Annotated in this window: 18 protein-coding genes; 12 read left to right on the forward strand and 6 right to left on the reverse strand. The window is 71.6% G+C overall.

Features of this window, described 5'->3' with window-relative positions; all coding sequences use genetic code 11:
* Positions 1-43: 43 nt before the first annotated feature.
* Together ACQEVS_RS23230 and ACQEVS_RS23235 are read left to right on the forward strand one after the other, a co-directional pair.
* A complete protein-coding gene (locus tag ACQEVS_RS23230; protein WP_433023310.1) occupies positions 44-568 on the forward strand; it encodes a MarR family winged helix-turn-helix transcriptional regulator in 525 nt (174 codons plus the stop codon).
* A gap of 142 nt (positions 569-710) precedes the next feature.
* A complete protein-coding gene (locus ACQEVS_RS23235; RefSeq protein ID WP_433023312.1) occupies positions 711-1052 on the forward strand; it encodes a DUF3817 domain-containing protein in 342 nt (113 codons plus the stop codon).
* A gap of 92 nt (positions 1053-1144) precedes the next feature.
* Here the strand turns inward: ACQEVS_RS23235 and ACQEVS_RS23240 are convergent, their stop codons facing one another.
* Complete coding sequence (locus ACQEVS_RS23240; protein WP_433023314.1) at positions 1145-1270, reverse strand: hypothetical protein; 126 nt, start codon at positions 1268-1270, stop codon at positions 1145-1147.
* Here ACQEVS_RS23240 and ACQEVS_RS23245 point away from each other — a divergent pair.
* Together ACQEVS_RS23245 and ACQEVS_RS23250 are read left to right on the forward strand one after the other, a co-directional pair.
* Positions 1269-2969: an acyl-CoA mutase large subunit family protein gene (locus ACQEVS_RS23245; protein ID WP_433023316.1), complete on the forward strand. Its 1701-nt coding sequence runs from the start codon at positions 1269-1271 to the stop codon at positions 2967-2969. The two genes, ACQEVS_RS23240 and ACQEVS_RS23245, sit on opposite strands and share 2 nt — an antisense overlap.
* Positions 2970-3070: 101 nt before the next feature.
* On the forward strand, positions 3071-4228 hold the full coding sequence (locus ACQEVS_RS23250) for a serine hydrolase domain-containing protein (protein WP_433023318.1): 1158 nt from the start codon (positions 3071-3073) through the stop codon (positions 4226-4228).
* Between the two features lie 54 nt (positions 4229-4282).
* Here ACQEVS_RS23250 and ACQEVS_RS23255 read toward each other — a convergent pair whose 3' ends face one another.
* Positions 4283-4774 (reverse strand): DUF1453 domain-containing protein, encoded by a 492-nt coding sequence (locus tag ACQEVS_RS23255; protein WP_433023320.1) that lies wholly within the window; start codon positions 4772-4774, stop codon positions 4283-4285.
* Positions 4775-4829: 55 nt separating this feature from the next.
* On the opposite strand from ACQEVS_RS23255, the gene ACQEVS_RS23260 reads away from it, so the two are divergent.
* Positions 4830-5447 carry a TetR/AcrR family transcriptional regulator gene (locus tag ACQEVS_RS23260; RefSeq protein WP_433023322.1) on the forward strand — a complete coding sequence of 206 codons (618 nt, stop codon included), beginning with the start codon at positions 4830-4832 and terminating at the stop codon, positions 5445-5447.
* A 26-nt stretch (positions 5448-5473) separates the two neighbouring features.
* Here ACQEVS_RS23260 and ACQEVS_RS23265 read toward each other — a convergent pair whose 3' ends face one another.
* On the reverse strand, positions 5474-6127 hold the full coding sequence (locus ACQEVS_RS23265) for a TetR/AcrR family transcriptional regulator (RefSeq protein WP_433023324.1): 654 nt from the start codon (positions 6125-6127) through the stop codon (positions 5474-5476).
* Positions 6128-6334: 207 nt separating this feature from the next.
* Between ACQEVS_RS23265 and ACQEVS_RS23270 the strand changes: the two genes are divergently transcribed.
* The 6 genes from ACQEVS_RS23270 (at position 6335) to ACQEVS_RS23295 (ending at position 11551) form a co-directional block, all read left to right on the forward strand.
* On the forward strand, positions 6335-7297 hold the full coding sequence (locus tag ACQEVS_RS23270; protein ID WP_433023326.1) for a tetratricopeptide repeat protein: 963 nt from the start codon (positions 6335-6337) through the stop codon (positions 7295-7297).
* A 578-nt stretch (positions 7298-7875) separates the two neighbouring features.
* Positions 7876-8514, forward strand: a complete 639-nt coding sequence (locus tag ACQEVS_RS23275; RefSeq protein ID WP_433023328.1) for a DUF6230 family protein — start codon at positions 7876-7878, stop codon at positions 8512-8514.
* 143 nt (positions 8515-8657) lie between these two features.
* Positions 8658-9137: a DUF6114 domain-containing protein gene (locus ACQEVS_RS23280; RefSeq protein ID WP_433023330.1), complete on the forward strand. Its 480-nt coding sequence runs from the start codon at positions 8658-8660 to the stop codon at positions 9135-9137.
* Between the two features lie 1136 nt (positions 9138-10273).
* Entirely contained in the window at positions 10274-10498 is a 225-nt protein-coding gene (locus tag ACQEVS_RS23285) for a hypothetical protein (RefSeq protein WP_433023332.1), read from the forward strand.
* Between the two features lie 269 nt (positions 10499-10767).
* Complete coding sequence (locus ACQEVS_RS23290; RefSeq protein ID WP_433023334.1) at positions 10768-11250, forward strand: hypothetical protein; 483 nt, start codon at positions 10768-10770, stop codon at positions 11248-11250.
* Between the two features lie 37 nt (positions 11251-11287).
* Complete coding sequence (locus ACQEVS_RS23295; protein WP_433023336.1) at positions 11288-11551, forward strand: hypothetical protein; 264 nt, start codon at positions 11288-11290, stop codon at positions 11549-11551.
* Positions 11552-11684: 133 nt separating this feature from the next.
* Here the strand turns inward: ACQEVS_RS23295 and pyk are convergent, their stop codons facing one another.
* The 3 genes from pyk to pta form a co-directional block, all read right to left on the reverse strand.
* A complete protein-coding gene (gene pyk / locus ACQEVS_RS23300) occupies positions 11685-13109 on the reverse strand; it encodes a pyruvate kinase (protein ID WP_433023338.1) in 1425 nt (474 codons plus the stop codon).
* A gap of 96 nt (positions 13110-13205) precedes the next feature.
* Positions 13206-14435, reverse strand: a complete 1230-nt coding sequence (locus ACQEVS_RS23305) for an acetate kinase (RefSeq protein ID WP_433023340.1) — start codon at positions 14433-14435, stop codon at positions 13206-13208.
* Positions 14436-14479: 44 nt separating this feature from the next.
* Positions 14480-16576: a phosphate acetyltransferase gene (gene pta, locus ACQEVS_RS23310; RefSeq protein WP_433023342.1), complete on the reverse strand. Its 2097-nt coding sequence runs from the start codon at positions 16574-16576 to the stop codon at positions 14480-14482.
* Positions 16577-16862: 286 nt separating this feature from the next.
* On the opposite strand from pta, the gene ACQEVS_RS23315 reads away from it, so the two are divergent.
* Positions 16863-17888: an ATP-dependent 6-phosphofructokinase gene (locus tag ACQEVS_RS23315; protein ID WP_004950879.1), complete on the forward strand. Its 1026-nt coding sequence runs from the start codon at positions 16863-16865 to the stop codon at positions 17886-17888.
* Positions 17889-18152: the final 264 nt, after the last annotated feature.

Genomic DNA, 18152 nt, shown 5'->3' on the forward strand with positions numbered 1-18152 from the left:
GAACGCCGGCGCCCGCGACAAGGGCGGGCGATAGGCTCATGGCGTGTCCAAGCCGCTCAGCCTCCCCTTCGACCCCATCGCCCGCGCCGACGAACTGTGGGAGCGGCGCTGGGGCGCGGTGCCGTCCATGGCCGCGATCACCTCGATCATGCGGGCGCACCAGATCCTGCTCGGGCAGGTCGACGCCGTCGTCAAGCCGTACGGGCTGACGTTCGCGCGCTACGAGGCGCTGGTGCTGCTCACCTTCTCCAAGGCCGGCGAGCTCCCGATGTCCAAGATCGGGGAGCGGCTGATGGTGCACCCCACGTCGGTGACCAACACGGTGGACCGCCTGGTCACGGCCGGTTTCGTGGACAAGCGCCCCAACCCGAGGGACGGGCGTGGCACGCTCGCGTCGATCACCGACAAGGGGCGCGAGGTCGTCGAGGCGGCCACGCGGGACCTGATGGCGATGGACTTCGGGCTGGGCGTGTACGGCGCGGAGGAGTGCGCGGAGATCTTCCGGATCCTGCGGCCGCTGCGGGTGGCGGCCTCGGACTTCACGGAGGGCGGGTCCGCGGCCGGTTAGAGGCCGGATCCGCGGGCTGCCGAGGCCCCCGCGGGGGTCTCCGCGCGGCGGCGCGACACGCCACCACCCGTCTCACCAGGCACCCTTCACCCACGCCAGGGGTGGCGAAGATCGCCCCGGAAGGTGCCGTTACGCTCTCCCCATGAAGCGCTCCGTCCTGACCCGCTACCGTGCCCTGGCCTACATCACCGGCGTGCTGCTGGTCCTGCTGACGATCGGCGTGATCGCCAAGTACGGACTGGACATGGACGGGGTGGCCGGCCCCCTCCGGGTCGTCGCCATCGCCCACGGCTGGCTCTACGTCCTCTACCTCGTCTTCGCCTTCGACATGGGCTCCAAGGCCAAGTGGCCCTTCGGCCGGCTGGCCTGGATCCTGCTGGCGGGCACCATCCCGACGGCCGCGTTCTTCGTCGAGCGCAAGGTCACCCGCGAGCTGGAGCCCCTGTTCGCCGACGCGGAGCCCGCTCCGTCGCCCGCCGCCTGATCCCCGCCCGGCGGGGTGCACCCCCGAGAACGAACGGCCCCGGACGCCCCTTGTGTCCGGGGCCTTCTTGCGCGACGATTTAGTAGGACGTCCTAGTAGTTTCTCGTGGCTTCTAGTAGTTCGACGTCCCCGGGACGGCCCGCGACGACGGGGGCCGACCGGCGGTCGTAGGCCCGCGCGGTCGCGCGGGAGCGCGGAGAGGCGGACAGCACCACCATGGACGCAGCATCCATCGAAGCGGGACGCGGTCGCTGGCAGGCCCGTTACGACGCGGCGCGCAAGCGGGACGCGGACTTCACCACCCTGTCCGGCGACCCGGTGGACCCGGTCTACGGCCCCCGCCCCGGCGACAGCTACGAGGGCTTCGAGCGCATCGGCTGGCCCGGCGAGTACCCCTTCACCCGCGGCCTGCACCCGACCGGCTACCGGGGCCGCACGTGGACCATCCGGCAGTTCGCCGGCTTCGGCAACGCCGAGCAGACCAACGAGCGCTACAAGATGATCCTGGCGGCGGGCGGCGGCGGCCTCTCGGTCGCGTTCGACATGCCGACCCTGATGGGCCGCGACTCCGACGACCCCCGCTCGCTCGGCGAGGTCGGCCACTGCGGCGTCGCCATCGACTCGGCCGCCGACATGGAGGTCCTGTTCAAGGGCATCCCGCTCGGCGACGTCACCACCTCCATGACGATCAGCGGCCCGGCCGTGCCGGTCTTCTGCATGTACCTCGTCGCCGCCGAACGCCAGGGCGTCGACCCGGCCGTCCTCAACGGCACGCTCCAGACGGACATCTTCAAGGAGTACATCGCCCAGAAGGAGTGGCTGTTCGGCCCCGAGCCGCACCTGCGCCTGATCGGCGACCTGATGGAGCACTGCACCCGCGCCATCCCCGCCTACAAGCCGCTCTCCGTCTCCGGCTACCACATCCGCGAGGCCGGGGCCACGGCCGCGCAGGAGCTCGCGTACACCCTCGCCGACGGCTTCGGCTACGTCGAGCTGGGGCTGAGCCGCGGCCTGGACGTGGACACCTTCGCCCCCGGCCTGTCCTTCTTCTTCGACGCGCACCTCGACTTCTTCGAGGAGATCGCCAAGTTCCGTGCGGCGCGCCGGATCTGGGCCCGCTGGATGAAGGAGGTCTACGGCGCGAAGACGGACAAGGCCCAGTGGCTGCGCTTCCACACCCAGACCGCGGGCGTCTCGCTCACCGCCCAGCAGCCGTACAACAACGTCGTCCGCACGGCCGTGGAAGCCCTCGCGGCGGTCCTCGGCGGCACCAACTCCCTCCACACCAACGCCCTCGACGAGACCCTGGCGCTCCCCAGCGAGCAGGCCGCCGAGATCGCCCTGCGCACGCAGCAGGTGCTGATGGAGGAGACGGGCGTCGCCAACGTCGCGGACCCGCTGGGCGGTTCGTGGTTCGTCGAGCAGCTCACCGACCGGATCGAGGCGGACGCCGAGAAGATCTTCGAGCAGATCAGGGAGCGCGGGCTGCGCGCCCACCCGGACGGGAAGCACCCCATCGGCCCGATCACCTCCGGCATCCTGCGCGGCATCGAGGACGGCTGGTTCACCGGCGAGATCGCCGAGAGCGCCTTCCGCTACCAGCAGTCGCTGGAGAAGGGCGACAAGCGGGTCGTCGGCGTCAACTGCCACGAGGGCTCGGTCACCGGCGACCTGGAGATCCTGCGGGTCAGCCACGAGGTGGAGCGCGAGCAGGTCCGCGTCCTGGCCGACCGCAAGGCGGCCCGCGACGACGCCGCCGTCACCGCCGCCCTCAACGCCATGCTGGCCGCGGCCCGCGACGGTTCCAACATGATCGAGCCCATGCTGGAGGCGGTCCGCGCGGAGGCCACACTCGGCGAGATCTGCGACGCGCTGCGGGACGAGTGGGGGACGTATACGGAGCCGGCGGGCTTCTGACCTGCTGCAACCCCCGATAAAGCGTTAGAGGTGCCTGGTCCCCTCCGGTTAGGGTGTCCGGGCACCGCTCGTGGTGCGGACACGACTCGGGGGGAACGGCAATGCTGTACGACGGACACGTGGACGAGGGCTTCGGGGCCGTCGCGGACGCCTTCGCGCGGAACTTCGCGGAGACCACCGAGCTCGGCGCGGCCGTCACCGTCTTCCACGGCGGCCGCAAGGTCGTGGACCTGTGGGGCGGCACCGCCGACGAGCGGACCGGCCGCGCCTGGGAAGCGGACACGGCCGTTCCGGTGATGTCCGCCGCCAAGGGCGTCCTCGTCCTCTGCGTCCACCTCCTCGTCCAGCAGGGCCTGCTGGACCTCGACGCACCGGTGGCGCGCTACTGGCCCGAGTTCGCCCGGAACGGCAAGGAGGGCGTCACCACCCGCATGATCCTCGCCCACCGGGCCGGCCTCCCCGTCCTCGACGCGAGCCCGGACTTCGCGGAGATCACCGCCTGGACGCCGGTCGTCCGCGCCCTGGAGGAGCAGCAGCCGCTCTGGGAGCCGGGCACGGCGTACGAGTACCACGGCCACACCATCGGCTGGCTGGCCGGCGAGCTGATCCGGCGGATCACCGGCCTCACGCCCGGCGCGTACTTCCGCTCCGCCGTCGCCGACGACCTGGGCCTGCGCACCTGGATCGGCATCCCCGAGGACGAGTACGAGGGCCTCGCCCGCCTCGCGTACGACGGCGAGCCGCCGGCCCTCCCGGGCCCCGACCACCTCTTCACGCGCATCCTCACCATGAACGGCGCCTTCGTCTTCCCGGGCCTCGACCACCCGCGCGGCTGGAACGCCAAGGACTTCCTGACCGCCGAGATCCCCGGCACCGGCGCCGTCTCCACCGCCCGCGGCCTCGCCGCCCTGTACGCGGCGGCGGTCACCGGCGTCGACGGCACGCCCCGGCTGCTCACCGAGGACACGGTGACCGCCGCCCTGCGCCCGCAGACCTCCGGCGCCTCCTGGTCCGGCTTCCCCGACCTCGGCGTCCGCTGGGGCGTCGGCTTCCACCTCGACTCACCCCCGGTCGTCCCCATGCTCGGCCCCCGCAGCTTCGGCCACGACGGCGCGGGCGGGCATCTGGGGTTCGGGGACGACGAGTTCGGGGTCGGCTTCGGGTATGTGGCCAACCGGATGATCGGCGAGGGGGACGAGCGGGCGGGCCGGTTGGTGGCGGCGGTCAAGGAGTGCCTGAAGGGGCGTGCGGGCTCCTGAGGTACGGGCTACGCGCTTATACGGGCTACGGGCTACGGGCTACGGGCTACGGGCTCAGCGCGTACGGGCGGGGGCGAAGGGGATCCCCGAGGCCAGCCCCCGCCCGCCGACCACCAGCGACTCGCCGAGGAAGCTCGCGCCGATGGACAGTTGCAGCGGACGAGCCTCCTCGTGCATGCCCATCGCCACCGCGAGTGCGTTGAAGCCGGCCGCGACCGCCAGGGTGCCGACCAGGGTGAGGAACGTGCGGCCGTCGTACCGCTGCCACAGAAACCCGCCCTTGTCTACGAGCCGGATCGTGGCGCCGCGGAGTGCGCCGAGTGCCGCGCCGAGGACCGTGCCCGCGATGACCCAGATGAGGTCGGTGCCGGTGAGGTCCGTCTTCTTGGCGAGGGAGACGGTGCCGATCACGATCAGGATCACCGGGGCGGCGAACAGGTCGCGCACGCTGACCGGTTCGCCGATGATCCGTCTGATCACGACCGCGATCACCACGGCCGTGACGATCGCGGCGAGCAGCCAGGGGTTCACGTGGGTACCGCCCATCTTTATGGCAAGAGTGTGCTAAAAAATGCTAGCTCGATTGTGCTATAAAGCCAAGGTGCCGAAGATCGTCGATCCCGTGGCCCGCCGGAGGGCGGTGGCGCAGGCCGTCCTGTCCGTCACCGCGCGGCACGGACTGGAGCACGCGTCCCTGCGCAACGTCGCCGAGGAGGCGGGTCTCGCCGTCGGCTCGGTCCGGCACTACTTCGCCGACCACGACGAGCTGGTGACCTTCGCGATGCGCGAGCTGAGCCGCCGCATCGGCGACCGCATCCGCACCCATGCCGAGCGGCTCCTGGCCCCCGGCGGCGGCATCGACCGCCGGGCCGGAACGGAGGAGCTCCTGGCCGAGTTCCTCCCCCTGGACGAGCCCCGGCGTCAGGAGTGCGCGCTCTGGCTCGCCTTCACCGCCGCCGCGCACACCCGCCCCCGGCTGCGACCCTGCGCCGCCGAACTACAGGCCGGTCTGCACGCCTTGCTGACGCGCGTACTGGACGGAGCCCGGCGCGCCGGCGGACTGCCGGGCGGCCTGGACGTCGAACTGGAAGCCGTGAGGCTGTCCGCCCTCCTCGACGGACTCACCCTCCAGGCCGCCCTGCTGCCCGACCGCTATCCGCCCGAGCTGCTCCGCCGGGTGCTGCGAGGGCATCTGGACGCCCTCGGTGCGCAGGGCTGACCCACCGCGTCCGGCCGGGCCGGCGGTCAGGCCTGCGGCGCCGCGGCCGCCGCGGCGAGGCCCCCGATGAGCAACGCCGTGAACCCCCGGGCCCACTCCGCGTCCACCGGCTCCGCGCTCACCAGCGTCCGGTGCACCACCGCCCCGGCGATCACGTCGAAGATGAGGTCCGCGGTGCGTGCCGCGACGGCCGGCTCCTCCTCGCGGGGGAGTTCGCCGCGGGCCTGGGCGCGGGCGCGGCCTAGGAGGACCAGGCCCTTCTGACGTTCGACGATCGCGGAGCGAATGCGCTCACGCAGCACCTCATCCCGAGTCGACTCGGCGACAACAGCCATAAGAGCCGTCTTCGTCTCCGGCCGATCGAGAAGCGCCGCGAACCGAAGCACAACCCCCTCGATGTCAGCCTGCAAGCTCCCCCGATCGGGCAGCTCGAGGTGCTCGTCGAAAAGATCGGCGACGGCGTCGACGACGAGCGCGTTCTTGCCGGCCCAGCGCCGGTACAAGGTCGTCTTGGCGACCCCCGCGCGTGCGGCGACGTCGCCCATCGTCAGCTTGCCCCACCCCAGTTCGACCAGCGCGGCGCGCGTCGCGTCGAGGATCGCGCGGTCGGCCTCGGCGCTGCGGGGGCGGCCCGTGCGGCCGCTCGCGCGGTGTGCGGGGGGCTGCGGGGCGGACGTCATACGGCGACCTTACCGCCGGGTAGCCGCGCGGGTATGAGGCAGATCACGGGAGGCGCCCTGCCGTGGTGATGGAGATCCAGTTACGCTACGACTCGTAGCGAAAGAGTGAGCGACAACCACGGACGCCAGGTGGGGACCCGGCGTCGAATTCGCTGTGTACCGCTGCGTACTTTTCCGATCGCCGCGCGGAGGGGGGAGGATAGGCCCATGCAGCCACGGAACATGTCCATGAGTGGAGTGGTCGACCTCGCCGCGGTGAAGGCGGCCGGGGAAGCCAAGCAGAAGGCGGAGCAGGCGCGGGCCGAGGCGGCGCGCCAGGGCGGTGCGCCCGCGGGCGCGGTGCGCCTGGTCCTCGACGTCGACGAGGCGTCGTTCGAGCACGAGGTGCTCCAGCGTTCGGCCGAGGTGCCGGTCGTCATCGATTTCTGGGCCGACTGGTGCGAGCCCTGCAAGCAGCTCGGCCCGGTGCTGGAGCGGCTGGCCGGGGAGTACGCGGGCCGGTTCGTGCTGGCCAAGGTGGACGTCGAGGCCAACCAGCGGCTGTTCCAGCAGTTCGGCGTCCAGTCCATCCCGGCGGTCTTCGCGGTGGTGGCCGGGCAGGCGCTGCCGCTGTTCCAGGGCGCGGCGCCCGAGGCGCAGATCCGCCAGGTGCTGGACCAGCTCGTCCAGGTCGCGGAGCAGCAGTTCGGGATCGTCGGCGCGCCCGTGGCGCCGGGTGCCGGTGAGGCGGAGGTGCCGGCGCGTCCGGCCGGGCCGTACGACGCGGCGCTGGGCGCGGCCCACGACGCCCTCGACAAGGGGGACCTGGGCGGTGCCGTCCAGGCGTACAAGAACGTGCTGTCCGACGACCCGCTCAACGTCGAGGCCAAGCTGGGCCTGGCCCAGGCGGAACTCCTGCAGCGCGTCCAGGGCATGGACCCCCAGCAGGTGCGCAAGGCCGCGGCCGACGCGCCGGGCGACGTCCGCGCGCAGGTCGCGGCGGCCGACCTCGACCTGGTCGGCGGGCATGTCGAGGACGCGTTCGGCCGGCTGATCGACGTCATCCGGCGGACGGCCGGCGAGGACCGCGACGCGGCCCGCGTCCGGCTGCTGGAGCTGTTCGAGGTCATCGGCCCGGACGACCCGCGGGTGGCGGCGGCGCGGACGGCGTTGTCGCGGGCGCTGTTCTGAACGTCCCGTTCACACGCTTGTCACACACGAAACACCGGTCGCGGTATATCAAATCTTTATAAATGCGGCCGTAGTTACTTGAGGTAAGGGAAACCCGGGCTTCCGCCCGGGTTTTTCCCGTTATGCCGCCACGTATCCGGCGCGACGCCGCTCACGCCGCGTGCCCGCCCGTCGCGGCCCGGACTCCTCGGAGTCGTCCGCGCGTTACTCGCAAGTAATGAACCTCTTGTGCCCCGCCCCGGAATCGACCACGATCGGCGCAACCCGGTCCAGCACCGCGGCCCGGCATCCGGCCGGCGCCCGGCCGCTGGGTCCCCACCGGGACGACCGGCGGCTGCCCGCCGGCCGTGGGACAGGGGGGTCCCCGCCGCCAACGACGGGGCCTGTCCCGGAGGTTGCGCGCACGCGTGGCCACGTGGTTGTCGCTCGGGGGTGATCGCCGGTGTTTCGGTCGCGGCTTGGCGTTGGACGCCACCGCACGCGACGGCGCTCCGCTTCCCGAGGACGTAGCACGTCTCCCACCCCGGGCCAGAAGTCGTCGGCCCGCTCGGGGTGTACGTCCGAGAAGGAGGCAAGTCATGAAGTCCCAGGCACGCGGTGGGACCAGATGGAAGCGGTTCGCGGTCGTCATGGTCCCGAGTGTGGGCGCGGCGGCGGCGGTCACGATGGCGATCGCGCAGGGCGCGCTGGCGGCGTCGTTCCAGGTTTCCGGTCAGCAGTTCCAGGTGAGGGCCCAGCACATCTCCGGCACGGGCTTCACCCAGTACGGCGCCATGGAGGACGTGGACCCGAACGCCAAGGACCACAAGGCGGTCGCGGTCGTCGGCATGGAGAGGGCCGAGATCACGAAGCTCTGCCAGGCGGTCAACGTTCCGACGCCTTTCGGAGCGGTGGGTCTGAAGCTGCGAGCGGGCGGCGGGGACACCAAGGTCGTGGCGAAGCAGCTCTACCTCGACGCCAATCAGATGAATGTCGGGAACGCGGTGTTCAACGAAATCGACATCGGTGTTTCCTCGGACCACATGACCAAGGGTCCCGCGAAGAACCCGGGCGACGCGAAGAAGTCGGTACCGAACTCCTTCGCCCAGCAGGCCAAGTCGGTCGAGTTCGACGATGTGGACCAGAAGGCGTGGGCCACCACGGCCGGCTCGTTCACCCTGCCCGGCCTCGACATGAGCGTCAGCATGGGCGCCCAGGAGTGCAAGAAGGGCGACTGACGCACCGGCACGGCCGGGCACGGGCACCACACCGGCTCCCGTGCCCGTGCCGGCGCCGCGCGCACTCCGCCGCGAGGTAGCGGAACGGGAGCCCGGCAGGGCTCGCACAGCACCAAACCGCCAGTTCCGAGGAGCTGTACATCATGAGCGCCGACACGACGCCACCACAGCCGGCCGACAAGGGCGGCCTGCGCCGCAGGTTCCGGACCTGGCGGGGTGAGCGCCCGTTCTGGGCCGGTCTGTGGACCATGCTCGCCGGTGTGCCGATCATGTACATCCCGTACCAGACCCTGAAGTTCGGCGAGTTGAGCATCCGGCTGTCCACGACGGCGGGCGCGGGCTCACTGATCATCGGGATCCTGCTCATCGTCCTCGGTCTGACGATGTGGTTCCAGCGGCACTCCCGGGTCTTCTCGGGGATCGCGGCCATCCTGCTCGGGATCGTCTCGCTCGTCGTCTCCAACTTCGGCGCGTTCCTGCTCGGGATCATCCCGGCGATGCTGGGTGGCGCGCTCGCCGTCGCCTGGGCCCCGGCCCGGCCGCCGGCGGAGGCCGCGCGAGCCTCGGAGGAGGAGCCGCCGGACCTCCCGATCCCGTCCGGCCCGTCGCTGGTGAAGGAATGAACAGGAGCCACCGTGGCGACTGACGACGACGCGCGCGACCGCGACTGCCCGAGAGCCGGTCCGCGCCACGCCGCGCCCAGGAAACCCCTGCTGGCGCGCCTGCACATGCCCGCGGGGAAGGCCGTCGCGCTGGCGGCCATGCCCACCGCGGTGCTCATGGGCATGGGCTTCACGCCGCAGCTGGCCACGGCCAAGCCGGGGGCGCCCAGTCCGTTCGGCGACGCCTTCTGTGTGACGAAGCCGGACGGGACGCCGACGCCCGACGTACCGACGCCCGGTTCGCCGACGGCGGGTTCACCCACGGCCACGCCGAGCCCGGGCGCGGGCGGGGGCGGAGACGAGGACGCCGGCAAGGAAAAGGGCAAGGGGAAGAAGAAGGACAAGGGCAAGGACAAGGCGACGAACGCGCCTGGCGACGACGGGAAGGACGGCCCGGACGCGAACGGGAAGCGGAAGCCCGCCCCCACACCCACCGCCGACCCGACGCCGGACCCGGCCGTACCGGGCGAGGGCAAGCTGCCGGTGCCGCCCGTGCCGGACGTCCCCTCGAAGCTCCCGACGCCGGCGCCCGGTTCGACGACGTCCCCACCCCGGCCCCGACGACCACCCCGTCCCCGGGCGCGACGGGCACCACCACTCCCACCCCTCCGGTCACTCCCGCGACGCCCAAACCCGGAAATACTCCGGACGGCGCGGGAAAGAAGACGGAGGAGGCGGCCGGAAAGAAGGCGACGCGGCCCACCGCCGACCCTTCCGCCGGCCCGAAGGACGCGACCCCGGACCCGACCCCCACTGCCACCACGACCCCCGGCTCGACACCGTCGAGCACCCCGTCCCCCGGCGCGTCAGCCACGAAGACGCCGCCGCCCTGCCCGCTCACCAAACGGCAGGGGGACCAGGGGCAGGCCGCCTTCGCCGACAACCCCTGGTACCTGGAGGCGAACCGGCTCACGCTGACCGGCCTCACCTACGAGGGGGTCAAGGAGGTCGTCACGGCGGGCGGGCAGAAGAAGTCCGTCCTCAAGTTCACCGCCGACAAGCTGGCGATCGACGACCTGCACGCCCTGGTCAACGACCGGAAGCGGATCTACCACCAGTCCGGCCCGGGCAAGACCTCGACGGTCGACGGCGGCAGGGTGACGATGTACACGGAGCAGCTGAAAGGCAAGCTCCTCGGCAGCACCCTCCCGATCTTCGCCGCCGACTACACCGCCGAACACCCGCCCCCGCTCATCCCGGGCCTCAAGCTCCCCATCCCCATCTTCTTCACCGACGTAAAGATCCGCCAGGCGGGCCAGTTCGGCGGCACCCTCACCATCCCGAACATGCGCGTCTATGTGACGGACGGGGTGTACCCGTGACGTCCACCTGACGGGTCCGGGCGTACGCCCGCGGGCGCACGTTCGAGGCGAGGCCGCTCGGCGGACGGGAGGAACGGTTCCGCCGCCGTCCGCCGTGCCCCATCTGCGCCGCACCTGTGCCGGAATGAGGCGAATGGCCGGCGGACGGGCCCGTATCGGGTCCGCGCCGGAGCCCGCGGTAAACGATCACCGGTGTGCCACCGTCGGGGACGACCGGGCACCGGGAACCGGGGCTCGGGCGTCCGTTCCGGCGAGGGGAGAAGCAACAGGTGATCCGTCGATCGTGGTTCCTGTCGAGCGCCGCGGCCGCCGCCCTCGGACTGGCGTCGGCCGTACCGCCGCCCGCCGCTGCGGCGAACCCGCCGGCCGGTCGGCTCGCCGCGGTTTTCGAAGGCGGTGGCGCGCATTGCTCGGCACGGCCGGAGAACCCGCACTGGTCCTCCGGGGCCGCCGACCGCCGGATCCTGTTCAAGACGCGCGTCGCCTGCACGGGCACCTACCCGGCCGTCACCGTGCGCATCGACGGACAGTTGCTGCGCGGCCCCCTCGTGGGGCCGAAGGGCATCGCCGCCTTCAGCAGCCGGGAACAGACCGTGCGCAACGGGAAGACGGCGACCTTCTACACGCCGCTCGCCGACGCGAAACAGGTCTCCGCACCCGGCTGGTACACCGGCGTGATCCGGGGTCGGATCACCGTGCCGCAGCCGGGGAACCTCGACGACGGCCACACGCAGACCGTACGGCTGGACTGAGCGGTCCGCGATGCGCCACCGACCCTAGGGTGGGCGCATGCTGACGCGTCGCGTGGATCCCAGGGACACCGTCTGGGAAGAGGACCGGGCCGTGTACCGCGTGTACTTCTGGGACGCCGGCTCCCGGCAGTCGCACGAGTACGAGGTGACGGACGGCGACGTCGACGAGGTGCTCGGCTGGGCTCGGGAGCGTGCTGCCGGGCAGGGCTGGACGTACACCGTCTACGCGAGGGTCACCGGGCAGGGGGAGGAGCCGGGGCTGGTGCGGCTGTGCGGCGTGGCGGGCGATCCGTTCCAGTGAGCCGTGAGCCGTGAGCCGTGAGCCGTGAGCCGTGAGCCGTGAGCCATGCCCCGTGCCCGTTGCCCGGAAACGGCTGTGGCCGCCGGCCCCCGAAGGGGTGGCGGCCACAGCCGTCGGGCGTCCGGGGCGCGGGTCAGTTCGCGCGGCCCAGGTGGTGGACGCGGACCATGTTGGTCGTGCCCGGGACGCCGGGCGGGGAGCCGGCGGTGATGATCATGGTGTCGCCCTCGTTGTAGCGCTTGAGCTTGAGGAGCTCGGCGTCGACGAGGTCGACCATGGCGTCGGTGTTGTCGACGTGCGGGACGACGTACGTCTCGACGCCCCAGCTCAGGGCGAGCTGGTTGCGGGTGGCGGCGTCGGTGGTGAAGGCCAGGATCGGCTGGGCCGCGCGGTAGCGGGACAGGCGGCGGGCGGTGTCGCCGGACTGGGTGAAGGCGACGAGGGCCTTGCCGCCCAGGAAGTCGGCGATCTCTGCGGCGGCGCGGGCCACCGAACCGCCCTGGGTGCGCGGCTTCTTGCCCGGGACGAGCGGCTGGAGGCCCTTGGAGAGCAGCTCCTGCTCGGCCGCCTCGACGATGCGGGACATCGTCTTGACGGTCTCGATCGGGTAGGCGCCCACGCTCGACTCGGCGGAGAGCATGACCGCGTCCGCGCCGTCCAGGATCGCGTTCGCGACGTCGGACGCCTCGGCGCGGGTCGGGCGGGAGTTGGTGATCATCGACTCCATCATCTGGGTCGCGACGATCACCGGCTTGGCGTTGCGGCGGCACATCTCGATGAGGCGCTTCTGCACCATCGGGACGCGCTCCAGCGGGTACTCCACCGCGAGGTCGCCGCGGGCCACCATCACACCGTCGAAGGCCATGACGACCTCCTGCATGTTCTCGACGGCCTGCGGCTTCTCGACCTTGGCGATCACCGGGACGCGACGGCCGACCTCGTCCATGACCTGGTGGACGTCGAGGACGTCCTTGGCGTCGCGGACGAAGGACAGGGCGACCATGTCGCAGCCCATCGCGAGCGCGAACTTCAGGTCCTCGATGTCCTTCTCGGACAGCGCCGGGACGTTGACGGCCGCGCCGGGCAGGTTGATGCCCTTGTGGTCGGAGATGACGCCGCCCTCGATGACGATGGTCTTGACCCGCGGGCCGTCGACCTCCGTCACGCGCAGCTCGACGTTGCCGTCGTTGATCAGGATCTGGTCGCCCTTGGCGACGTCGCCCGGCAGGCCCTTGTAGGTGGTGCCGCAGATCGTCTTGTCGCCGGCGACGTCCTCCGTCGTGATGACGAACTCGTCACCGCGCACCAGCTCCACCGGGCCGTCCGCGAAGGTCTCCAGGCGGATCTTCGGGCCCTGGAGGTCGGCCAGGACGCCGACCGCGCGGCCGGTCTCCTCGGCGGCCTTGCGGAGGCGGTGGTACCGCTCCTCGTGCTCCGAGTGGCTGCCGTGGCTCATGTTGAAGCGGGCCACGTTCATGCCGGCCTCGATCAGCGTCTTCAGCTGCTCGAAGGAGTCGACGGCGGGGCCCAGGGTGCAGACGATTTTGGAACGGCGCATGGGGCAGATCCTATCGGTTTGTTTCGGAGCGGAATATTCGAGCTGTGGGAAATGACAGGGGCGGGCCGGGGGTGGAACCCCCGGTTCCATGAGGGTTCAGGCGCTGACCAGGGCGTATGCCTGGGTGGCGATCTCCAGCTCCTCGTCGGTCGGCACCACCGCGACGGCGACCCGCGCGTAGTCGGGGGAGATCAGCCGCGCCGAGTCCCCGCGCTGCGCGTTGAGCTCCGCGTCCACGGCCAGGCCCAGCTCCTCCAGGCCGGCCACGGCGGCCTCGCGCACGGGCGCCGCGTTCTCGCCCACACCCGCCGTGAAGGCGACCGCGTCGACCTTGCCCAGCACCGCGTAGTAGGCGCCGATGTACTTCTTCAGCCGGTGCACGTAGATGTCGAACGCGAGCCGCGCCGCCTCGTCGCCCTCGTCGATCCGCCGGCGGATCTCGCGCATGTCGTTGTCGCCGCACAGTCCGATCAGACCGCTCTTCTTGTTGAGGAGCGAGTCGATCTCGTCGACCGACATCCCGGCGTTGCGGGCCAGGTGGAAGATGACCGCCGGGTCGATGTCACCGGACCGGGTGCCCATGACCAGGCCCTCCAGCGGGGTCAGGCCCATGGAGGTGTCCACGCAGCGGCCGCCCTGGACGGCGGACGCCGAGGCGCCGTTGCCCAGGTGCAGGACGATCACGTTGACCTCGGACGGGTCCTTGCCCAGCAGCTTCGCCGTCTCCCGCGAGACGTACGCGTGCGAGGTGCCGTGGAAGCCGTAGCGGCGCACCCGGTGCGCGTCCGCCGTGGCCACGTCGATCGCGTAGCGCGCGGCGTGCTCCGGCATCGTCGTGTGGAAGGCGGTGTCGAAGACGGCGATCTGCGGCAGGTCCGGGCGGAGCGCCTGGGCGGTGCGGATGCCGGTGATGTTGGCCGGGTTGTGCAGCGGGGCGACCGGGATCAGCCGCTCGATCTCCGCCAGCACCTCGTCGGTGATCAGCGTCGGCTCGGTGAACTGGTTGCCGCCGTGCACCACGCGGTGGCCGATCGCGGCCAGCTCGGGGGAGTCCAGGCCGAGCCCGTCCGCGGCCAGCTCGGCGGCGACGGCCTGGAACGCGGCGGTGTGGTCCGCGATCCGCTCGGTGATCTCGCGCTTGGTGCCGCCGGTCGCCAGCGGGGTGTGGGCCAGCCGCGAGGAGTCCTCGCCGATGCGCTCGACGAGCCCGACGGCGAGCCGTGAGCCGTCGGCCATGTCTAGGAGCTGGTACTTCAGCGAGGACGAGCCGGAGTTGAGGACGAGGACGCGGGTCGCGCGGGAGGTGGCCTGGGCGTTGGCAGTCATGGGGCTTTCCGTGGTGGGGGGAACGTCGGGGAGCGGGGTCGGCGTCACGGCTCGACGCGGTCGCCGCGCTGGTCGCCCTGGGCCTGGATGGCCGTGATGGCGACGGTGTTGACGATGTCCTGGACGAGGGCGCCGCGGGACAGGTCGTTGACCGGCTTGCGCAGGCCCTGCAGCACCGGGCCGACGGCGACCGCGTGGGCCGACCGCTGCACGGCCTTGTACGTGTTGTTGCCCGTGTTCAGGTCGGGGAACACGAGGACGGTCGCCTTGCCGGCCACCTCCGAACCCGGCAGCTTGGTCGCCGCGACGGCGGCGTCCACGGCCGCGTCGTACTGGATCGGGCCCTCGACCAGCAGGTCGGGACGGCGCTCGCGGACCAGCTCGGTCGCCCGGCGGACCTTGTCGACGTCCGCGCCGGAGCCGGAGGTGCCGGTGGAGTACGACAGCATCGCGATCCGCGGCTCCACGCCGAACTGGGTCGCCGTCGCGGCGGACTGGATGGCGATGTCCGCGAGCTGCTCGGCGTTCGGGTCCGGGTTGACGGCGCAGTCGCCGTAGACGAGGACGCGGTCGGCCAGGCACATGAAGAAGACCGACGAGACGATCTGCGCGCCCGGCGCCGTCTTGATGATCTCGAAGGCGGGCCGGATGGTGGCGGCCGTGGAGTGCACGGCGCCGGAGACCATGCCGTCGGCCAGCCCCTCCTGCACCATCAGCGTGCCGAAGTACGACACGTCGGCGACGACGTCGTGGGCCAGCTCCACCGTCATGCCCTTGTGGGCGCGGGCCGCCGCGTAGATCTCGGCGAAGCGCTCGCGGAGCGGCGACTTCTGCGGGTCGATGAGCTGCGCCTCGCCCAGGTCGATGCCCAGCTCGGCGGCGCGCTTGCGGATGACGTCCTCCTCGCCCAGCAGGGTGAGGTCGCAGACGTCGCGGCGCAGCAGCACGTCGGCGGCGCGCAGCACGCGCTCCTCGGTGCCCTCGGGGAGGACGACGCGGCGGCGGGCGGAGCGGGAGCGCTCGATCAGCTCGTGCTCGAACATCATCGGGGTGACGCGGCCGGAGCGGGCGACGGCGATGCGCTCGGTGAGCTCGGCGGTGTTGACGTGCCGCTCGAACAGGCCGAGGGCGGTCTCCGCCTTGCGCGGCGACGAGCCGTCCAGCTTGCCCTCGACGGCGAACAGCTCGCCCGCGGTCGGGAAGGAGCCGCCGGGCACGGAGATCACCGGGGTGCCGGGGGCGAGCCGGTCGGCGAGGGCCAGGATGTCCGGCCCCGGCCGCTCGTCGAGGGTGAGGAGCACGCCGGCTATCGAGGGGGCGCCGGCGCTGTGCGCGGCGAGGGCGCCGACGATCAGGTCGACGCGGTCGCCGGGGGTGACCACCAGGCAGCCGTCGGTCAGGGCCGGGAGGAAGACGGGCAGCATGGCGCCGCCGAAGACGAAGTCCTTGGCGTCCCGGTTGAGCCCGGCGTCGTCGCCGAGCAGCACCTCGGCGCCCAGCTTGCGGACGATCTGCGCCACGGTCGGGGCGGAGAGGGAGGCGTCCTCGGGGAGCGCGTAGCAGGGCACCGGCAGGCTCGCCGACAGTCCCTCGGCGATGGCCTCGCGGTCGGCCGGGGCCACCCGGTTGACGACCAGGGCGACGACGTCGCAGCCCAGCGCCTCGTAGGCGCGGCAGGCGTTGCGGGCCTCGGCGCGGACGGCCTCGGCGGTCTGGCCGCCGCCGCCCACGACGGTGATCACGGAGGCGCCGAACTCGTTCGCCAGCCGCGCGTTGAGGGCCAGCTCGTCCGGCAGGTTGCTGCCGATGAAGTCGGTGCCGAGGACGAGGACGTTCTCGTACTCCCGGGAGACGGCGTGGAAGCGCTCGACGAGCCGGGAGACCAGCTCGTCCGTGCCCTTCTCGGCCTGGAGGGCGGCGGCCTCGGCGTAGCTGAGGCCGTACACGCTTTCGGGTGACTGCTCCAGCCGGTAGCGGGCGCGGAGCAGGTCGAAGAGGCGGTCCGGCCCGTCACCGTGGACGAGCGGGCGGAACACCCCGACCCGGTCCACCTGGCGGGTGAGGAGCTCCATGACTCCCAGCTCGATGACCTGGCGTCCGTCGCCGCGGTCGGTCCCGGTCACGTACACGCTGCGCGTCACGCGTGCTCTCCTTGCTCCATGGCCGTGTGCTGTTCGAGTGGCGTTTGTTCGGCTTGTGAAATTACCCGTTAGGGTGGTCTTGCCCTCTTGACAATACCTGCGACCCTGGATAAGGCGCTCGTCAGGCGAAAGGCGAGGGGCTCGGCGGAAGATCGTCAGTGTGTTGGTTAATGTGCGTTGACGGCCGCCCGTACGAGCGCGGCGCCCCCGGCAGGCCCGTGGAACAATCGGGTCCGGCTCACAGGTCCCACTAGCGACCACCAGAACCAGCAGGAGACACAGCACGATGCGCATCGGAGTCCTCACCGCGGGCGGCGACTGCCCCGGCCTGAACGCCGTCATCCGCTCGGTGGTGCACCGTGCCATCACGGAGCACGGTGACGAGGTCATCGGCTTCGAGGACGGCTTCAAGGGCCTGCTCGACGGCCGGTTCCGCAAGCTCGACCTCGACGCCGTGAGCGGCATCCTGGCCCGTGGCGGCACCATCCTGGGCTCCGCCCGGCTGGAGCGCGCCCGGCTGCGCGAGGCGTGCGAGAACGCCAAGGACTTCTCCCGTGAGCACGGCATCGACGTGCTCATTCCCATCGGCGGCGAAGGCACTCTCACCGCGGCCCGGATGCTGTCGGACGCCGGTCTCCCGGTCGTCGGCGTCCCCAAGACGATCGACAACGACATCTCCTCCACCGACCGCACCTTCGGCTTCGACACGGCCGTCGGCGTCGCCACCGAGGCCATCGACCGGCTGAAGACCACCGCCGAGTCCCACCAGCGCGTGATGGTCGTCGAGGTCATGGGCCGGCACGCCGGCTGGATCGCCCTGGAGTCCGGCATGGCCGGCGGCGCCCACGGCATCTGCCTCCCGGAGCGCGCCTTCGACCCCGCCGACCTGGTGAAGATGGTGGAGGAGCGGTTCGCCCGCGGCAAGAAGTTCGCCGTCATCTGCGTCGCCGAGGGCGCGCACCCGGCCGACGGGACGATGGACTACAAGAAGGGCGCCATAGACCAGTTCGGCCATGAGCGGTTCGCCGGCATCGGCACCAAGCTCGCGGGCGAGCTGGAGCGCCGCCTCGGCAAGGAGGCCCGCCCGGTCATCCTCGGCCACGTCCAGCGCGGCGGCACCCCGACCGCGTACGACCGCGTCCTCGCCACCCGCTTCGGCTGGCACGCGGTCGAGGCCGCCCACCGCGGCGACTTCGGCAAGATGACCGCGCTGCGCGGCACGGACATCACGATGGTGCCGCTGGCGGACGCGATCACCGAGCTGAAGCGGGTGCCGGAGGACCGGATGGACGAGGCGGAGTCGGTTTTCTGACCGGCTGAGGGGCCGAGGGGTTCGCGGGCGGAGGGCTCGTCCGGACGGCTCCGGTTCGCGGCTTTTCGCTTCCCCCGTACGGGGGTTGGCGGGTACGGCGCTTGACGCGGCGGCGTTTACGGTGTGGTGCGGGGGCGCTAGAGTGCTGGTGGCCCTGGGGAGTCCTCGGAATCCTTGGGGCCGGGGACGCCCCATGGCTTCGTCCACGAGTCTTCCTGGGCGAAGTGCTCCCTTCATTTGCAGCGAAGCACAAGAGAAAAAAGA

The sequence above is a fragment of the Streptomyces sp. CA-181903 genome (genome assembly GCF_050937075.1).
Classification (GTDB): Bacteria; Actinomycetota; Actinomycetes; order Streptomycetales; family Streptomycetaceae; genus Streptomyces.

Coding starts and splice junctions, on each gene's coding strand:
- ACQEVS_RS23255 (WP_433023320.1), bottom strand. CDS start 4,774: ATGGGCGGTACCCACGTGAACCCCTGGCTGCTCGCCGCGATCGTCACG.
- ACQEVS_RS23240 (WP_433023314.1), bottom strand. CDS start 1,270: ATGGTGGTGCTGTCCGCCTCTCCGCGCTCCCGCGCGACCGCGCGGGCC.
- ACQEVS_RS23250 (WP_433023318.1), top strand. CDS start 3,071: ATGCTGTACGACGGACACGTGGACGAGGGCTTCGGGGCCGTCGCGGAC.
- pyk (WP_433023338.1), bottom strand. CDS start 13,109: ATGCGCCGTTCCAAAATCGTCTGCACCCTGGGCCCCGCCGTCGACTCC.
- ACQEVS_RS23280 (WP_433023330.1), top strand. CDS start 8,658: ATGAGCGCCGACACGACGCCACCACAGCCGGCCGACAAGGGCGGCCTG.
- ACQEVS_RS23235 (WP_433023312.1), top strand. CDS start 711: ATGAAGCGCTCCGTCCTGACCCGCTACCGTGCCCTGGCCTACATCACC.
- ACQEVS_RS23275 (WP_433023328.1), top strand. CDS start 7,876: ATGAAGTCCCAGGCACGCGGTGGGACCAGATGGAAGCGGTTCGCGGTC.
- ACQEVS_RS23245 (WP_433023316.1), top strand. CDS start 1,269: ATGGACGCAGCATCCATCGAAGCGGGACGCGGTCGCTGGCAGGCCCGT.
- ACQEVS_RS23295 (WP_433023336.1), top strand. CDS start 11,288: ATGCTGACGCGTCGCGTGGATCCCAGGGACACCGTCTGGGAAGAGGAC.
- ACQEVS_RS23270 (WP_433023326.1), top strand. CDS start 6,335: ATGCAGCCACGGAACATGTCCATGAGTGGAGTGGTCGACCTCGCCGCG.
- ACQEVS_RS23265 (WP_433023324.1), bottom strand. CDS start 6,127: ATGACGTCCGCCCCGCAGCCCCCCGCACACCGCGCGAGCGGCCGCACG.
- ACQEVS_RS23305 (WP_433023340.1), bottom strand. CDS start 14,435: ATGACTGCCAACGCCCAGGCCACCTCCCGCGCGACCCGCGTCCTCGTC.
- ACQEVS_RS23315 (WP_004950879.1), top strand. CDS start 16,863: ATGCGCATCGGAGTCCTCACCGCGGGCGGCGACTGCCCCGGCCTGAAC.